The sequence below is a fragment of the Pseudomonas sp. MWU16-30323 genome (assembly GCF_020515595.1).
GTDB classification, from domain to species: Bacteria; Pseudomonadota; Gammaproteobacteria; order Pseudomonadales; family Pseudomonadaceae; genus Aquipseudomonas; species Aquipseudomonas yamanorum.
In genome coordinates, this window is sequence record NZ_JAIWYM010000033.1 from 1 (window position 1) to 15,684 (window position 15,684).

The 15,684-nt window shown below is 61.0% G+C and carries 13 protein-coding genes; 1 reads left to right on the forward strand and 12 read right to left on the reverse strand.

Annotated features, from left to right (window positions below; all coding sequences use genetic code 11):
* Nucleotides 1-272 precede the first annotated feature (272 nt).
* The 3 genes from LIY45_RS26010 to LIY45_RS26020 form a co-directional block, all read right to left on the reverse strand.
* Nucleotides 273-1,883 (reverse strand): hypothetical protein, encoded by a 1,611-nt coding sequence (locus LIY45_RS26010; protein WP_226478073.1) that lies wholly within the window; start codon nt 1,881-1,883, stop codon nt 273-275.
* Between the two features lie 65 nt (nt 1,884-1,948).
* A complete protein-coding gene (locus LIY45_RS26015; protein WP_226478074.1) occupies nt 1,949-3,685 on the reverse strand; it encodes a hypothetical protein in 1,737 nt (578 codons plus the stop codon).
* Nucleotides 3,682-5,508 carry a tyrosinase family protein gene (locus LIY45_RS26020; protein ID WP_226478075.1) on the reverse strand — a complete coding sequence of 609 codons (1,827 nt, stop codon included), beginning with the start codon at nt 5,506-5,508 and terminating at the stop codon, nt 3,682-3,684. The genes LIY45_RS26015 and LIY45_RS26020 overlap by 4 nt, the downstream gene beginning before the upstream one ends.
* A 159-nt stretch (nt 5,509-5,667) precedes the next feature.
* Here LIY45_RS26020 and LIY45_RS26025 point away from each other — a divergent pair, with 159 nt between their 5' ends.
* Nucleotides 5,668-6,132 (forward strand): Lrp/AsnC family transcriptional regulator, encoded by a 465-nt coding sequence (locus LIY45_RS26025; protein ID WP_032868103.1) that lies wholly within the window; start codon nt 5,668-5,670, stop codon nt 6,130-6,132.
* Between the two features lie 86 nt (nt 6,133-6,218).
* Here LIY45_RS26025 and LIY45_RS26030 read toward each other — a convergent pair whose 3' ends face one another.
* The 9 genes from LIY45_RS26030 to tssB form a co-directional block, all read right to left on the reverse strand.
* Nucleotides 6,219-6,731, reverse strand: coding sequence for an Hcp family type VI secretion system effector (locus tag LIY45_RS26030; protein ID WP_226478076.1), 513 nt, complete (start codon nt 6,729-6,731; stop codon nt 6,219-6,221).
* Between the two features lie 106 nt (nt 6,732-6,837).
* The gene (icmH, locus tag LIY45_RS26035; protein ID WP_226478077.1) at nt 6,838-7,683 is read right to left on the reverse strand and encodes a type IVB secretion system protein IcmH/DotU; all 846 of its coding nucleotides are present in this window, start codon (nt 7,681-7,683) and stop codon (nt 6,838-6,840) included.
* Nucleotides 7,676-9,022 carry a type VI secretion system baseplate subunit TssK gene (gene tssK / locus LIY45_RS26040; protein WP_226478078.1) on the reverse strand — a complete coding sequence of 449 codons (1,347 nt, stop codon included), beginning with the start codon at nt 9,020-9,022 and terminating at the stop codon, nt 7,676-7,678. Before tssK ends, icmH begins: the two co-directional genes overlap by 8 nt.
* 37 nt (nt 9,023-9,059) lie before the next feature.
* Nucleotides 9,060-10,409 (reverse strand): type VI secretion system lipoprotein TssJ, encoded by a 1,350-nt coding sequence (gene tssJ / locus LIY45_RS26045; RefSeq protein ID WP_226478079.1) that lies wholly within the window; start codon nt 10,407-10,409, stop codon nt 9,060-9,062.
* On the reverse strand, nt 10,406-11,428 hold the full coding sequence (gene tssG, locus LIY45_RS26050; RefSeq protein ID WP_226478080.1) for a type VI secretion system baseplate subunit TssG: 1,023 nt from the start codon (nt 11,426-11,428) through the stop codon (nt 10,406-10,408). Before tssG ends, tssJ begins: the two co-directional genes overlap by 4 nt.
* Complete coding sequence (gene tssF / locus LIY45_RS26055; RefSeq protein ID WP_226478081.1) at nt 11,392-13,158, reverse strand: type VI secretion system baseplate subunit TssF; 1,767 nt, start codon at nt 13,156-13,158, stop codon at nt 11,392-11,394. Before tssF ends, tssG begins: the two co-directional genes overlap by 37 nt.
* A gap of 7 nt (nt 13,159-13,165) precedes the next feature.
* A complete protein-coding gene (gene tssE / locus LIY45_RS26060; protein ID WP_226478082.1) occupies nt 13,166-13,573 on the reverse strand; it encodes a type VI secretion system baseplate subunit TssE in 408 nt (135 codons plus the stop codon).
* On the reverse strand, nt 13,574-15,046 hold the full coding sequence (tssC, locus tag LIY45_RS26065; protein ID WP_226478111.1) for a type VI secretion system contractile sheath large subunit: 1,473 nt from the start codon (nt 15,044-15,046) through the stop codon (nt 13,574-13,576).
* A 37-nt stretch (nt 15,047-15,083) separates the two neighbouring features.
* The gene (gene tssB, locus LIY45_RS26070; protein WP_226478083.1) at nt 15,084-15,587 is read right to left on the reverse strand and encodes a type VI secretion system contractile sheath small subunit; all 504 of its coding nucleotides are present in this window, start codon (nt 15,585-15,587) and stop codon (nt 15,084-15,086) included.
* Between the last annotated feature and the right edge of the window lie 97 nt (nt 15,588-15,684).

Sequence of the window (15,684 nt, forward strand, 5' to 3'; positions counted from 1 at the left end):
GCGGGGCATGGAACTTCCTTGTGATTGGCCGGTGTCAACTGACCAGCGCCGTTTTTCGAAGGCGCAATCCTAGGAAGGTGTGATCTGGAGCTTCAATAGGGAAGAGGAAATCGAGAGCGGTCTTACCGCGTGGATGTGGGAGTCTGTCGGACATTTCGGGCGTGACTTGATAAGGGAAGCCTCTTTTAACCCGCAGGCGCTAGCCCAAGGACCAGATGCTCAAGGCCTTACAGTACCGAGAAGCCTTGAGCAATGGCCTTGAACAGTCGGGTCTAGGGTGAGGTGTCCTTGAGGGTCTGGAAGGCTTTCACGCGCTTGACCAGGCTTTTCTTGCTGGCCGAGTCGGCGCTGTTGAACAGGAACGAAAAGTCCGAAGCCAGGGTGGAGCTGCCGGCGATGGTTGCGTACTGATGACAGGCATTGCAGTTATCGCTCTGGACGTAGGTCTCCAGGGTGGTGTTGGCCACCGGTACGTTGCCCTGGCTGATAAACGGCCCGTAGGACAGCGGCACTTGCGCACTGACACCCGGTTCCGGCTGGGTGGGCGGGTTGGGAGTGAGGGTCCAGAGTACGTTGACCAGTTTGTAGTACTGGAACACCGACTTGCCCTGGCTCTGCTGGGCGAAGTTGGCCTGCACCGCGCCGTTAAGCGCCTGCAGTTCAGTGGGCAGCGGATGTTCGCGGGTGGTCTGCACGGGTTGGTCCCGTGGAAACGGCTCGGTGCAGTCGCGGTCGGGATGGTGCTGTTTGCACTGGATACGCGCCACGTTCGGCGTGCATTCGGGGCCGGTGCCGCAGTTCGGGTTGTTGAAGGCAAAGCTGTCGGGCGGCGTCTGTTGTGGCGGCACCTGGTTGGGTTCCGGCACGTTGTCCACCTGCTCGAAGGTGGTCCAGATGAAGTTGGGCGAGGCTTGGGTCTTGTTGATGATATGCAGGCCCACCAGGCCCACCACTTGCTGGGTGCACTGCAAGGTGGCCGGGTTTTTGAGCCAGGCGACGGTGGTCAGGTAACGCCCGTAGAGCTCGGGTTTGCCGGTGAGGATCCGCCACGCCGCCTTGACCTCCAGGGCTCCCAGTTGCTCCTGCGGCACCGGGTTGGGCGGCAGCGAGCGCATGGGCTCACCGATGGGCAAGGACAGCCCGCCCGGGTTCTGGTTGTCGAGGTTCTGCGCGACTTTCAGCTGATTGGCTGCGTCGTACAGCCCTTTGCTGACGATGTAGTCGAACTCGGCCTTGCCCACCTTGCGTTCAAAAAACACCAGGTTCTGCGACTGGTCCGTCAGCCAGCCGCCGGAGGCTTCCATGATCGGGTCTGGAATCGAGGCCAAGGTGCCGCTGGACAGGTGAAAACCATGGCGGGCGTTGATCGCGCTTTCGGAGGTGGCGGTCATGAACTTGCGCGCCCCCACCGACATCGCCCTGAGGCTGCCCTGGGTGCTGCAATTGGACGGCACCAGGGTTTGCACGCCCCAGCCGGTGGGCGCGGGGGCGCCGGGCAGGAAGATATCGTTGGCGTCCTTGTAGCTGGCCCATACCGGCGCGACGCTCATTGGCTGCCCGGAGGCGGGCGGCACACCGAATTGCGCCAGGGTACTGTTCATGTCCGGCTCACCCGCGAGGGCGGGCGTGGCTGGCCAACCGGGATTCACCGGCCAGTTCAGGGCAATGAACAACTGCCAGCCAAAGCAATTCATAAAGCTCTGGCCGGTGGCGTTGAAGTTGTTGATCGGCAGGAACCCGCCGCTTTTCGGGTTGAACACCAACTGTTGTTGCACGCAAGCGTCGGCGTCGGAAGTGGGGGATGCGTAGGCGGCCTGCATGGCGAACAGGCTCAGCACCACACTGGTCAGCAGCGATAAAACACTTAAGCGTAACCTGGACATCATCGCGCTCCTTGCAAGCAGGTAAAGCCGCACCCTGGCTGGGTGCGGCGGATGGGCCGTATCAGTCAGGCGCCAGGCACCAGCGCCAATCCGGATTCCCATGGATGTTCCGTCGCGCTGGGGTTATCGGCTTCGCCCGGGTTGAGCGCGCGCACCGTCACCAGTCCCGGAGCGGCAGTGGGGCTTACGGTGATGGTCAGCAGGTAGCCCTGAGTGCCACCGGAGTTGGTTTGCCCTGGGATGGCGGAGGCATCCGGCAGGAACTGGGTGACTTGCGCCGTCACGCCAGGATTGGAAAACTGCACCCGCGCCGTCTCGGCGGTGGTCTTGAGGTCGGCGCCTTGCACCACCAGGGCGAACTGCCCGCTGGTGCCGGGTGCCAGCCAGGCCGGCAGGTCGGTAGGCGACTGCCCGTAGAACAGATCCAGGGGCAGCAGTTGCACCGGCCAGGGTTGCACGCCGTTGACCCGATCCGTCACGCAGGGGCAGGAATCCGGCGTCGGGCTGATGGGCGTGGTTGTCACACTCAGGCCCACCAGCAACTGCTGGGCAATCACCCACACATAGTCGATCGGCTGGCCACTGATGGTGATGTCGTTGATCGAAAACCCGGCGCTGACCGGCACTTCAAACACCGCTTGCAGAATCTGGTCGGAGCCGTTGGCGGCGGACTTGGCGGTGCCACGGGTGATTTTCCAGTATTGGCTGACGTCCTGGCCTTGAGGGCCTTTCCACGCCGAGAAATCGGTGGGTTGTTGCAGGTAAAGGCCGATGGGGTTGGTCAGGGACAGCCGGTTATTCACCGCCACGCTGTTGGCCGAGAAACCGATATGCGGGTCAGAGTTGCGGTAGTTCTGCCCGTATTGCGCGCAGCAGATCAATGCCTGGGAATTCTGGCTGCTGGCCAGTGGGCGCAGGATGGTCGCTGCGGCGGCCAGGTACACCTCGGCGCTCAAGGTGTTGGGGCCGGAGGTCAGGTGCATCGCCCCGCCGTATTGGCCGGGTACGCAGGCGGTGCCGGCGTTCCATTTGTTGACCGTGTCGTAGGCCGGCTGGCCGGTGGTAGGGTCGATGACCGGGTCGCCGGCTTTGCCAGTCGGGCAGTCGGCGGTGTAGCGCAAGTACAGGTCTTCGAGTTGCACCTGCGGGTCGATGTAGTCGCGGTACAGGCCCAGCACCGCATTTGGATCAATGCGCCACATGGCCAGGAAATACGCCGGGTTTTCGCAGGTGAAGGTGATCTTGCGCATGTTGCCATTGGCGTCACGCACGATGGACCACTCGCAGTATTCGTCAAGCCAGCCACGGGGCCCCGAGGGCGAGAAATCCTTGTACTTGCCTTGCCAGTCGATGGTCGGGCAGCGGGTGACGGGCAGTTGCAGCAGGGTGCCTTGCTTGTTCGGGTCGTAGAGCATGTACAGGGTGTTGTTGATCGTAATCTGGCCGTTGTCGGTCAGCTCCATCACCTGTTGCATGGACATGGCCTTGCCGCCCAGTTGCGGAATCACCGCCGTGCCGTTGTTGTAGAAGAACGTCCACAGCCGATTGGGGAAGGGCGCCCAGGTAATCGCCGGCGGCGTGCTGGGGCCGTAGCCTTCCACCAGCGGGTTGTAATAGCCCGAGCGCGGTGCGTCATTGAGGCCCGACCACGGGTTGCCGATGATTGCGGACTGGGTCCAGCCGGTGAGGTCGTTGTTCCAGTCGGTTTCAAATTGCGGCAGCTGGTTCTCCAGGCCCAGCTTGTTGTAGTCCTTGGGTGCTTGCCCGGCGGGAGAGGTGAATTGTTTGAAGGGTGTGCTCATGGCGATTCTCCAGGTGTTGTGTGGGTGGAAGCAGAGCAGCAACCGGCACTGGGGGCAGGGCCGGTGATGGCCTGGCGCGGGTCGTCCCACACCAGTTGGGCGATAAAGCCTGGCAGCGGCGCGTACTCTTGCGGCGTCAACACCCGGGCACTATCGAGATGGGTCACCACCACGGATAACTGCGTGGCGTCAGTGGGGCGAAGGTTCAGCGCGCTGGCATTACGCGCGGCATTCAGCGCGCGGGACACGCCGTGGGTGATGCAGCGGCCCTTGTCATCCACCAGGCCCATGCCGATGCGACTGAAACGCCCCACATAGTGCGGGTTGTCGGCACTCACCTGCTGCGGCGTGGCGTCGGGCTGGTTGAGGAATACGTCGATCAGGTAGGTGTCGTGGGTGCAGCGCACATGGTCGAACACCACCCACGGCCCGAGCCCGGTCGCGTTGCGGGTGGCCGGGGCGGGGGCCGAACTGTGTTGGCAGCACGCCTTTGCAGCTGCCTTGGTTGCGCCAAACTGCGGGGCCACGGGTGTGCCGTAGTCGTAGCCGATATGCCGGCTGTCCTGGGCCATGTCACCGAGGGTGGTGTAGCGCCAGGCATCGGCGCTGGTGAAGGTCACGGTGCTGGCCTCACTCCCGGCGAACGGCTGGAGCAGGCATTGGGTGGTGTACTGCGCCGCCGGGTTGGCCCGGATCCAGACCTCCAGCATCCGGTCGATATTGGCGTGGTAGGAACTGAACACCGGGTCGAATGCGGTGTAGGCGTTGTCGGCCATGTCACCGCCGATCCAGCCGTGATAGTTGTCGTGGGGCTGCTCGTAGAGCCCGTCGAAATTCAGGGCACGGTTGGGGTACAGGTCATCTTTTTGCGGCGGGTCAAACACTGGAATATTCGCCCATGGATAACCCGGTACGCCTTGGGGCTGGCTGAACGAGGTGAACTTCAGCGCATCGACCACCTGCTGCTGGAAAATCCGGCTCATGGCATACAACTCGGTGCGTTCGCGCCGGAACGGCTCGCCCTGGGTATAAAACAGCGGGTTGCGCTGCACGAAGCGGCAGTCCACGCCGTTGACATCACCCCTGGCACACACCTTCGAGCTGCCGTCCTTGGCCGCCGCATAGCGCAGCGGGTTCGGCCGGACCTCACCACTGTGCGGGTGCACGTAGGTTTCATCGAGAAACGCCTGGGGCAAACCGGCCTGGGGGCTGCCGTCGACACTGGCGTCTGCGGCCATCCAGTCCCAATAGGGAATCGGGCAGTCGATCAGTGCTTCGAGGTACAGCAGATAGGCCCGGTGCCACAGGGCAAACGCTTCCTGGTAATGCAGGCACCAGTTGGTATGGATATACGCGTAGCGCTGCCAGGGCGAGCCGCTGTCGGGGTCGGCTACCTGCATTACGTCATCCAGGCGTGAGCGGTACAGGTTCAGTTGTTCCTGTGTCAGGGCGCGAATGTCCTGACGCACCCGTTTCACCGGGTGGGGCAGGTCGGGTGGGGGAATGCGCTCGGCGATATCGAACGGTGAACTGGGGGTCAGGCGCCAGCCCTGGTTGACCCACAACCGGAAGGTTTCCAGGGCATCGATGGGCCAGAACTGTTGCTGGTCGAGGGTCAGCGGCATGCTGCGGGAGGCCAGGTGCTGGTAGATGGTTTCGGACCAGGTCTTGACCGAGGCGGGGTCTTCGAGGAACACGAAGTAGGCGTTCATGCAGCCCACCCAGGAGGCGGCGACGGCGGCGCGTTGAGCGGGCGGTATCCAGTAGGGGGCGCTGAAGAGGCCGTGGATATCGGTGGCCCATGTCGGTTTCGCGACTATCATAAGATCCCTCTCATGCCGCCCCAGTGCCTGATTTGGCTGGGCTGCTAAGCTGGATTGATGTTAGTGCGCCACCGCGCAGGATTTCTGCAAAATGGTGGGTGTTTACGGTGGATTCATTGCAGTTTTTTCAAGGAAGATATGGAAAAAATGACAGATGCCATGGATTTGAAGATTCTGGGGAAGTTGCAAAGGGATTGCAGTCAGAGTCTGGAGTTGTTGAGTGACAGTGTCGGGCTGTCTTCGACCAGTTGTTACCGGCGTATCAGGCGGTTGGAGAGTGTCGGGATTATCAAGGCGAAGGTGGCGGTGCTGGATGAGCGCAAGCTTGGGATTCAGGTCACGGCGTTCTTTTTGATCAAGCTTGATAGGGACAGCAATGATATCGACCGCAAGATGCAGCATATCCTGGCGAACCATCCGGAGATTCAGGACTGTTATTTGCTGACCGGGGAGTTTGATTTTGTGATGGTGGCGAAGTTTCGGGATGCCACTGAATACACTGATTATATCTATCGGTTTTTAGACATTTACCGGGATATTCCGATTCGTACTTATTCGTCTACTTTGGTGGTCAGGACGGTTAAGAAGTCTTATGAGTTGCCATTGCCTTCGTCGTTGCTGTGAGCCGCCACGCAGCGGTTCAGCCAACGGATAAGCATCGATTCAGTGAACATTCCGCCGCCTGAGCGGCGGAACGTGCCGGTTGGCGATTAAGCCGGTTTGCGCCAGTCATCCGAGGCTTCGGTACCGGCCACCACGTGGGTCCAACTGACCTTGCGATAGGCCAGGCTGGTCTTGATCAGTTGGGTGTAGTTTTCGTTGTCACTGTTTTGCGCGTGGGGCAGTACGGTGTGAATGTCGACGACGGTGGCGTCTTCGAGCTTGGTGGTGAAGAAGTGCTCCTGCTTGCCGTCGCCCGAGGTGCGGAACCACTTGACCTCGACGGTGGGCAGCATTTCGCCGGTGGCTAAAGCCTGGTAAAGCATGGGCGAGGCTTTGCTCAGGGCGCTGGTAAAGATCAGCGGCTTATGCACGCGCTGGCCGGCAGGCTGGCCGCTTTGCGGGTCGGTAGGCGCGGCGATCTGATGGTCGATTTCCTGGGCCAGGATTTCGTCTTCGTGGCCTTCTACATAAACGTTGCCCACCGAATCTGCGGTGAACGCGCCCTTGGTAATATGGCCCTGGTTTTTGCCGTGGATGCTGATATACGCGGGTGTTGGCATGACAAGCTCCTTGTCGCGATCAAATGAACGACCCCGTGAGGTCGCGGGTTCTGGCCAAAAAGGCCATGGCTTTGCAGGCGCTCGGGGTGAGCACGTTGAAAATCGGTTACAGGTTGAGAATGCGCTCCAGAGACACCAGCACTTCTTGAGTGATGGCGTTCAGGCGGATCGAGTAGATCGTGTAGGCGACCGTTAGCACGACGGTGGCAAGAGCCCACGGCGTCCACAATGGCCAGGCGCGCTTGATCCGATAGTGACGCGGCGCGACGTTGGCCAACGGGTTGGTCAGGCGTTTGGGTGTTTCACCCCGTAGTGGGCGCAGCAGGCCATGCAGTTGGTTGATGATCTTCTGTATTTCGTCATCGCCTTTGGCATGGGCGCCGTATTTGCCCTTGAGGCCGGAGATCAGGCACTGGTACATGAACTCCAGCACATGTTGGTAGCGGGCCGCTTCGGGGATCATGTTGTTCATGACGGTGAAGAACCGCTCACCGCCTCGGGTTTCCCCATGGAACTGGCTGAGCAATGAGCGTTCACTCCAACTGGAGAGCCTGCCCCAGGTGGTGGCCATGACCACCTCGTCCAGCAGCAGACACAGGCTGTAGGAGTAGGCCTTGAGCATGCCGGCGTCGTAGTCGAGGTGACTGACTTCCTCCATGATCGTGGTGATCTGGTTGCTGACGCTTCGGTACAGCGCGGGCACATCGTCATGCTTATCCAGCCGACGCAGACGGATCACCAGGCCAATCAAGGGCGTGGCGGCATCGCACAGCGGGTTCCAGGCCAGGCCGCGCATGTCAAATTCGGGGTCTGCGAGTAGCGGGGCGGGTTTTGGTTTGGGCTGCGCGGGTTCGGCCGGTTCCGGCTGACTTCTGGCCTGCTGCACCAGTTCATCAAACACGGGTGTGTTGGCGTCTGGCTCAGGGTTGGCGCTGTTCTTCATGTCACTCATCTTTTTCACTCCTGATCGCCCAGAACTGCAATTCCAGCTCCGGGAATTCGCCGGCGATATGGAAGCCAAACCCGCTGCCACTGCTCAGGCTTTGCCAGGAGGGGTGATGGCGGTCGAGTTCGAAGTAACTGAAGCCGGCATGAAACGGCAGGTGCCTTGGCGCCACCGGCAGCGGGATCAGTGCGATGCCCGGCAGTTGCAGGCTGACCAGTTGCTCCAGTGTTTCGGTGGAACTGATCTTGATCTGCCTTGGCAATTGCTGACGCAAGGTTTCCGCTGGCAATTCCGCCCGTACCGCCAGGATGAACTCGGCGTTGTCCAGCAGCCGTTTATCATTCAACTCGGCAGTGCGTACGCCGTATTGCTGCAAGACGATTGGCAGTGACACCGCACGCGGTTGCAGCACGGTGCCCAGGGCACGGCGCAGGGTGTGCTCCAGCAGCTGGAAGGAGTCGCGCAGGTTGTCGTGCTGGTAGGCCGGGTATTCCTGGGGCAGGTGGCCTTCATCGGTAAAGGTCACCAGTTCGCCGCAGGCCTGGGCCAGTGCGAGGTACAGCCGTTCCGGGTGGACCTGGCGTTGGCGGGCCAGGTGCTGGAACAACGGGAATAAGCGGTTGAGGGTTTGCAGCAGGTTGAAGTCGGTGACATCGGCCACTCCGGACTGGCCCGGCGAGCCAATGCGTTGCGCCAGGTTCTTGGCCCGCTCGCGCATCAGCCCGGCCACTTCACCCAGATAGCGATGTAATACCGGTACCGCTTGCAGGGACGTGCTGGTGGGGTAGAAGTGTTCGTCCATTACCAAACTGCCGTCCGGACGTTTGTCTTTGATCCTGCCGATAGCGATGCCGGTGAAGGCGCTGCGGTCGCTGCGTTCGAGCATCAGTTGCAGGTTGGGAACGGCCAGGTCCATGCCCACTTGGTCGCCGTCATCGCTGTGGGTATCGCGGATCTCCTCGCGGCGGGCGATGTAGCGGCTGTTGCCGTATTGGTCGGGCCAACGCACTTCGAGGGCGCCGTTGGAACGAAGCGGCAGGACCAGATAGACGATCTGGTTGACGGCATTGCTGTCGGCGATTTCCAAAGGTGCAGGGGGTGCCAAATCATGAGGAATGTCGAAGACACTGCCATCGGGCATGATCCCGCGCGCCTGGGTAATGGCGACCTTGCCGAAACTCAAATACTCGGTGTTCAACACCAGCTCGCTGAAGCCATAGAGGGCGTCGTTCAGGCCATGTATACGTTGATGCACGGCGGCTTCTGCCGCGCGGGCCTGTTGCTGGAAATGCTGGGGTTTGACGAACAAACCTTCATGCCAGATGACGGGATTGCGTGAACTCATCGGTCATTACTCTGTTCAAAAGCGGCTGAAAATAAGGTCATCGGGTTTCCCCTTTGAGGCTGACCTGCGAAGCGTCCAACTGCACCAGCACGGCGTATTGCCGGCCCTTGGGCTCAACCCGTAGCTGCTGTTTCCATTGGCCGACATCGGCGCTGTGGTAGTGGGCGATCACCGCGATAAATCGGGTGTCTTCATCCAGGGCGCGCAGGTCGACGAACTTGAATTGGCCGGGTTGGAGCAGGTAGTCGTCGGCGCGGATGTAGGTGCTGCCCAAGGTCTTTTTCAGGTCCTCGGCGATGGCCTGGGGACTTGCGTTGACCAGCAGCGAGTCGTCGGTCAGCTGCAAGACCTTGAAGGCGATTGGCGTGGCGACATGCTGCAATGTCGGGTTGCCCCAGGGCGTGGTCAGGCTGACACCCTGGGCGTCGTAGTCGCCCAGCAGCGTGTCTTCGAGGGGCGACATCGGCTCTACGGGCGCGGGCTCCACGTTCAGCGGTGACTGGGCCGGTACGTTTTCATAAAGATGGTTGAGCAGGGTTTGCACTTTGTCGGTCAGTGCTTGCGGGCTGGTCGCCTGAACGTTGAGGGTGTAGGGCGAGCGGCTCGCCTCTTCATCCGGTGCGGTGCCGGTGCTGATCAGACGCGGATTGACGTGATCGCTGGCGTGCAGGCTCAGGGAGTAGCGACTGGGTTGATCATCGGGGCCGCCGACCGGGATCGATGGGTCCCAGATCACCTGGCCGATTTTGCCGAGCTGGGTGCAGCCGCCCAGGGTGAGGCAGGCCAGCAACAACATGCTCAAGCGCAGGCTGCTGAACAGGCTGACGGTGCGCTTGGGGGCTGCCGCGCAACTGTCGGCCAGCGGTTTTGGTGGCGCCACCGCAGTCATCGCTCGCAGCGGATCACCTTGTTCCGCCACGTCCACGGGCTGGCACAGGCGCTCGAACTCCGGGCAGGCAGCCGGTCGCGGATCGGGCGCAGGCAGGTTGGGCACATCCTCCAAATGCCAGGCATGCATGCCTGGCGGATGACCGCAGAACAGCTCATCGAGCGAACGCTGCCCTGGCGCGTGCTCACCCAGCTGCACCGCGACCCGATACGCGCCAATCTGCAACAGGTCGCCATCGTTCAGGCTCACGGCAACATGGCGAGCCAACGGCAAATCATGGCCATTGGCGTAGGTGCTGCCACTGCGATCGATCACGCAAAAGCGTCCTTCGACAACCCGGATTTCGCAGTGGTGGGGCTGCACGCCGTTGTGGCGATCCTCCAGGCGCCAGTCCGCTGCGGCACTGCCGATGCTGCCACCCTGTGGGCCAAACCGGTGAAGGGGCAGATACCCGTGCAGCAACTGCGCAGGATTGTTGATAACCAAGGTCAGCTTCATGCACGCCCCCGAATCCGCACCACGGCGGGATGGCGTTGTTCCTGATGTTCGATAAAGCTGGTCCAGCCCAGGTGGGTGCCGCTGTCGCGTTGCAGGTTGAACGGCGGCACGTCCTCTTCGCGCAGCCCTAATTCCAGGTCGTAGGCGGTGACGTCACGCAGCAGAAAGTCCATCAATTGGCGCAGCCTTCCGAACTGCTCGCCGCTGGGCAAAAACTGCCGAAAGCGGGCCTGGGTCAGGTTGGGAATCACCAGGGTGAACTTGCTGGCGCGGGTCTTGCTGCGGTCGCCCACCACAAAGTCGCTGCCCAAGGTGCCGTTGGCCTTGCCCAACGCCATGCGCTGACGCTGCGGCAAACTCACCGAACGCGCCTCGAATTCGCGGATGTACACACCGTGCAGGTCGAAGCAGTGTTCGACAATGCCGGACACCACCGAAGGCGAACGGCTGCGGCTGGCGATCAACCCGGCAAAGCTCAGCAGGCGCCCCCAGGGCAGCGGCGTGGCGCCGCGCAGCTCGTTGTCGCTCAACCCGATCAGGGAAAACACATAGCGCGAAAACCGGTCGCTGGCTTCTGGCTGAAAGCGGATGTAGTAGCGGTACTTGCGCCAACTGTGATGCAGCAGGGTCAGCAAGCGATGATTGAAAAAGTCCATGAACGCCGGACGAATCCCGCGTTCCTGGGCCTGTTCGTAGGCCAGGCGATCCAGGTAATAACCGGGCAGCGGCGAGTCGGCGCCGTGCAGGCCAAAGAAGCTGGTCTGCAAGCGATAGCGCACCTCTTCGCGATCCTCTTCCACGCGCGCGGCCAGCACCACGTCGGAGGCCGGGAAGCCCAATCCCGCATGGCTTTGCAGACGTACACGGCGGCGCGCCGCCGAGCTCAAGGGCTGCGCTTCCAGGTCATCGCCGTGCAAAGCGTGCAGATGCTCCAGCAGACGGTGAAACGAGTAGTTCCGCGCGTCAGCCAGCAGCACGTCGGCTAGATCACGGGTTGTCTGCCGGTCAACAGTGGCCATTCGTAGCACTCGTTGTTGGTGGTATTGATCACTTCCAGGCGATGGAAGGAATTGATGCTCGCGTACAGGGCGAAGAAGTGCGAAAGCACACTGCCGAACAGGTACAGCTCGCCCTCGCACAGAAAGGCGTTCTGGTCCAGCTGCAAGCGGGTCTGCAAGCCGCGCACCGGCTGGCCTTTCATCAGCCAGTCGATGGGGGTGGTCACGGCCTCGTGGATACCGTTCAGGCGTTTGCGGGTGGCACGGGCCTGTTGCAGGTCGTGCAAGGCGGCGAAGTCATAGGCGCGGATCACCGCCTTGAGCGGCTCGGCCGATAGCAACGACAGGTAGTTCAGCGACAGGTTGGAAATCAGCGTCCAGTGCAGGCTGCTGTCCAGCACCGGCCTGTAGCTACGAGTGGGGGCGATCAGGTTGGTGTAGGTGGCAAACGAGGGCGTCACCTCAGTGGACAGCGACACATCCCCAACGCCCAGCAACTGCGGCAGGTCGCGGTTGCTGCATGTCAACTCGATGGACGCCGCCTCATGCTCGCCGATGTACAGGCTCTCATCGCCGCGCACAAAAGCGATGCGATGACGCAAGCCCTCGCGCCCGTGGGATTCCTCGATATGCGTGCGGAAATACAGCGCCGTTCGGCCCCGCGCGTGTTCGATCTCATGCTGGAACGACTCGAACGGGGTAAAGCGCCGCAATGGATCGCCCTTGCGCTCCTTGTCGGCGGCATCCCAACCGGCCACATGGTCGACACTGAAAATTTCGTAAACATCGGGGCGGTTGCCACTGGGGCTGATACGCCGTTCCAGACTGTGCCCGTCCAGTGCGATAGGGTTGGCATCGTGGCGGAACAGGTTGACCGCCGGCGCGCAGTACAAGTGCAGGTCGCTGGTGCGCAGCCGGATGTCCGGCGGCATGGGCCGGCTGAACTGAAACTCGAAACGCAGACTGTTGGCGCTGGCATCTGGCCAAATAGGCGCCAGACGGTTCAGGCTGAAGAAGTGGAAACGCTGGGGGAACACAAAGTATTCCTGCAAGATCCGGTAGCCATCGAACACATTGCGCGGGTAGGGCAGCAGTGCCTCGTCGGCGGTGAAGCCTGGGAAGCCGATATCCTTCGCGGACAGGCGATAGCTTTGGCCATTGACCTGCAGCGTGATGCTGTCCAGGTAGTGGGCAAGCCACAGGTACAAGGTCAGCGCGGTGGTGTGGTCGCCGCCCAGATGAAACTCCAGCCGATCGCAGGCCATGCTGGTGAGCGGTTGCTCGGTCAACACCTTAAGGTCGATACGCATCACCGACGCCTCACGGCTGTGGGCGTCGCTGACTTCCTGTAAGGCCAACGGATACAGGTTGACGTCAGTACAGGTGCGAAACTCGCAGGAGACGCCATTCACCGGTTTGGCGAACAGCGGCGTGCCCTTGGGTATCACCTGGCGTTGGCTGATTGCATTGGGCAAGGGTGTAAAGCGGATGATGGTCGCACTGGGCAACGGCCGAAGGTAGTTGGGCCAGAGCATCTGCAACAGCGGATGGGTCAGCTCCGGCAGATCATCTTCGATCTTCAACCCCAGCTTGGCAGTGAGGAAGGCAAAGCCCTCCAACAGGCGCTCCACGTCCGGGTCGCCGGCCTGATCGCCGAGAAACTGCGCCAGTTGCGGGTTGTCCTCGGCAAACTCGCGACCGAGTTCGCGCAGGTAGCGCAACTCCTCGGCAAAGCGTTGTTTCAAGTCCATCGCATCCTCATCTCACCCGGGTGTAGCCGTCGCGGCCATGCATGGCCACCTCGATCTGCACCTGTTCTTCCTTGTGGTTGACGCGCACCTGGCAATCGAGCCGAAAATTGAGCTCCAGCGGCAGGTCCGGGTCGGGCTGATAACGCACGCCGGTCACCTTGATGCGCGGCTCAAACGCCTCCACCGAGCGCCGGATATCGGCGCTGATGGCCACGACCAAATCACTGCTGGTCTGGGTAACGCCATTGAAGTCGTGCAGACCCAGCTCAGGACTGCTTTGCGAGCAGCCCTGGCGTGAGTTGAGTACTTGCTCCAGGTGGCGCTTGATCCCGTCAACGTGCTGGCGCGCCTGTTCGCCTGGGCGGTAGCGCGATGCATCGGGTTCCAGACGCTCGAACAGGCTGGCGCCGCCCATTTATTGAGTGTCCAGCCGGCCGACCAGCGAGATCTCGAAGTTGGCGCCCATGTATTTGAAATGCGGGCGAACCGCCAATGACACCTGGTACCAGCCCGGGTCGCCAGCAACGTCCTGGACAACGATCTGCGCGGCACGTAATGGACGACGGCTGCGTACATCGGAGGAGGGGTTTTCCTGGTCGGCGATGTACTGCTTGAGCCAGGTGTTCAGTTCGCGCTCCAGGTCCTGGCGCTCTTTCCAGCTGCCGATCTGCTCGCGTTGCAACACCTTGATGTAGTGGGCCAGGCGGTTGACGATAAACAGGTACGGCAACTGGGTGCCGAGCTTGTAGTTGGTCTGGGCTTCCTGGCCCTCGCGGGTCTTGGGAAAGTTCTTGGGTTTTTGTACCGAGTTGGCGGAGAAGAACGCCGCGTTGTCGCTGTCCTTGCGCATGGTCAGCGGGATGAACCCGGCTTCGGCCAGTTCAAATTCCTTGCGGTCGGAGATCAGTACCTCGGTGGGGATTTTCGCCTGCAATTGGCCCAGGGATTCGTACACGTGCACCGGCAGGTCGTCCACTGCACCGCCGGATTGCGGGCCGATGATATTCGGGCACCAGCGGTAGCGCGCAAAGCTGTCGGTGATGCGCGAAGCCATCAGGAACGCGGTGTTGCCCCACAGGTAATTGTCGTGATTGCCATCCACTGTTTCGTTGTAGCTGAAGCTGCGAATCGGGTTCTCCAGCCCATCGTAAGGCGAGCGCAGCAAAAAGCGCGGCAGCGTCGCGGCAATGTATTTGGAGTCTTCCATCTCACGCAGGCTGCGCCATTTGGTGTGGCTGGGGCCCTCGAAGATATCGCTGACTTCCTTGAGCGACGGCAGATCCTGATAGCTCTTGAGGTTGAAGAACTCAGGGCCGGCAGCCATCACGAACGGTGCATGGGCCATGGCACCCACTGAGGCGACGTAGCTCAGCAGTTTCATATCCGGGGACGAAGGGCCGAAGGTGTAATTGCCAATCATCGCCGCGATAGGCTCGCCACCGAACTGGCCGTAACCGGCGGTGTAGGCGTGCTTGTACAGGCCACTGCGAGTGATATCGCCAGCGTTGTCGAAGTCGTCCAGCAACTCTTCTTTTGTGACATGCAGCATTTCCAGCTTGATGTTTTCGCGAAAATCCGTGCGATCCACCAACAGTTTCAACCCGCGCCACGCCGACTCCAGTTGCTGGAACTGCGGCTGGTGCAGGATCACGTCCATCTGCTTGCTCAAGGCGCGATCGATTTCGGCAATCATCTGGTCGACCCGGTGCTTGTTGACCGGCTGTTGGTGATCGCCGCTTTGCAGGATTTCGCTGATGAACGCGGCCACGCCTTGGCGAGCAACGGCGTAGCCTTCCTGGGATGGGCGGATGGTGGTGTTGGCCAGCAGTTGGTCAAGCAACGACGAGGGTTCGTCTGCCACCCGTACTTGGGCGGCGGCGCTTTCCATAGGCATGGGGAGTACTCCGTTGAGAAGGGCGTTCAAATCAGTTGTTTGGCGCGTCGAGCACCAGGTTCAGTTCACTGGCCAGGCGTTGACGGGCGTTTTCATCGGTCAGCAGGTTTTGCAGGTGTTTGCGAAAGGCCGGGACATTGCCCATCGGGCCTTTGAGCGCAACTAAGGCTTCACGCAGTTCCAGCAACTTGTTGAGTTCTGGTACTTGCCGGGCGACGGCGTCGGGTCCGAAGTCATTGATGCTTTTGAATTGAAGCTGCACGTTCAAGTCGGTGTCGTGGTCGTTGCTCAAGACGGACGGGATCGACATGTCCAGAGTAACTTCGGCCTTGGTCAGTACTTCATTGAATGTGTCTTTGTCGATGCGCACAGCTTGCCGGTCTTCCAGGGCGGTAAGTTCGCCGTGGCCTTTGAAGTCACCGGTGATCAGCAACTTCAGAGGCAGTTCAACTTCAGCCTGTTGGTCGCCCGTGGCTGGGACGTACTTGATGTTGATGCGTTCTTTGGGGGCGACAGAGCCCTGATTTTTCGACATGGGAAGAATCCTTTTCGTAAAGTCGGCGTATTAGAAACAGCTGTTGCAAGGTTTGTCATGTAGGACGAAATGGACGTGATTCGTGGGTCTTGGATGT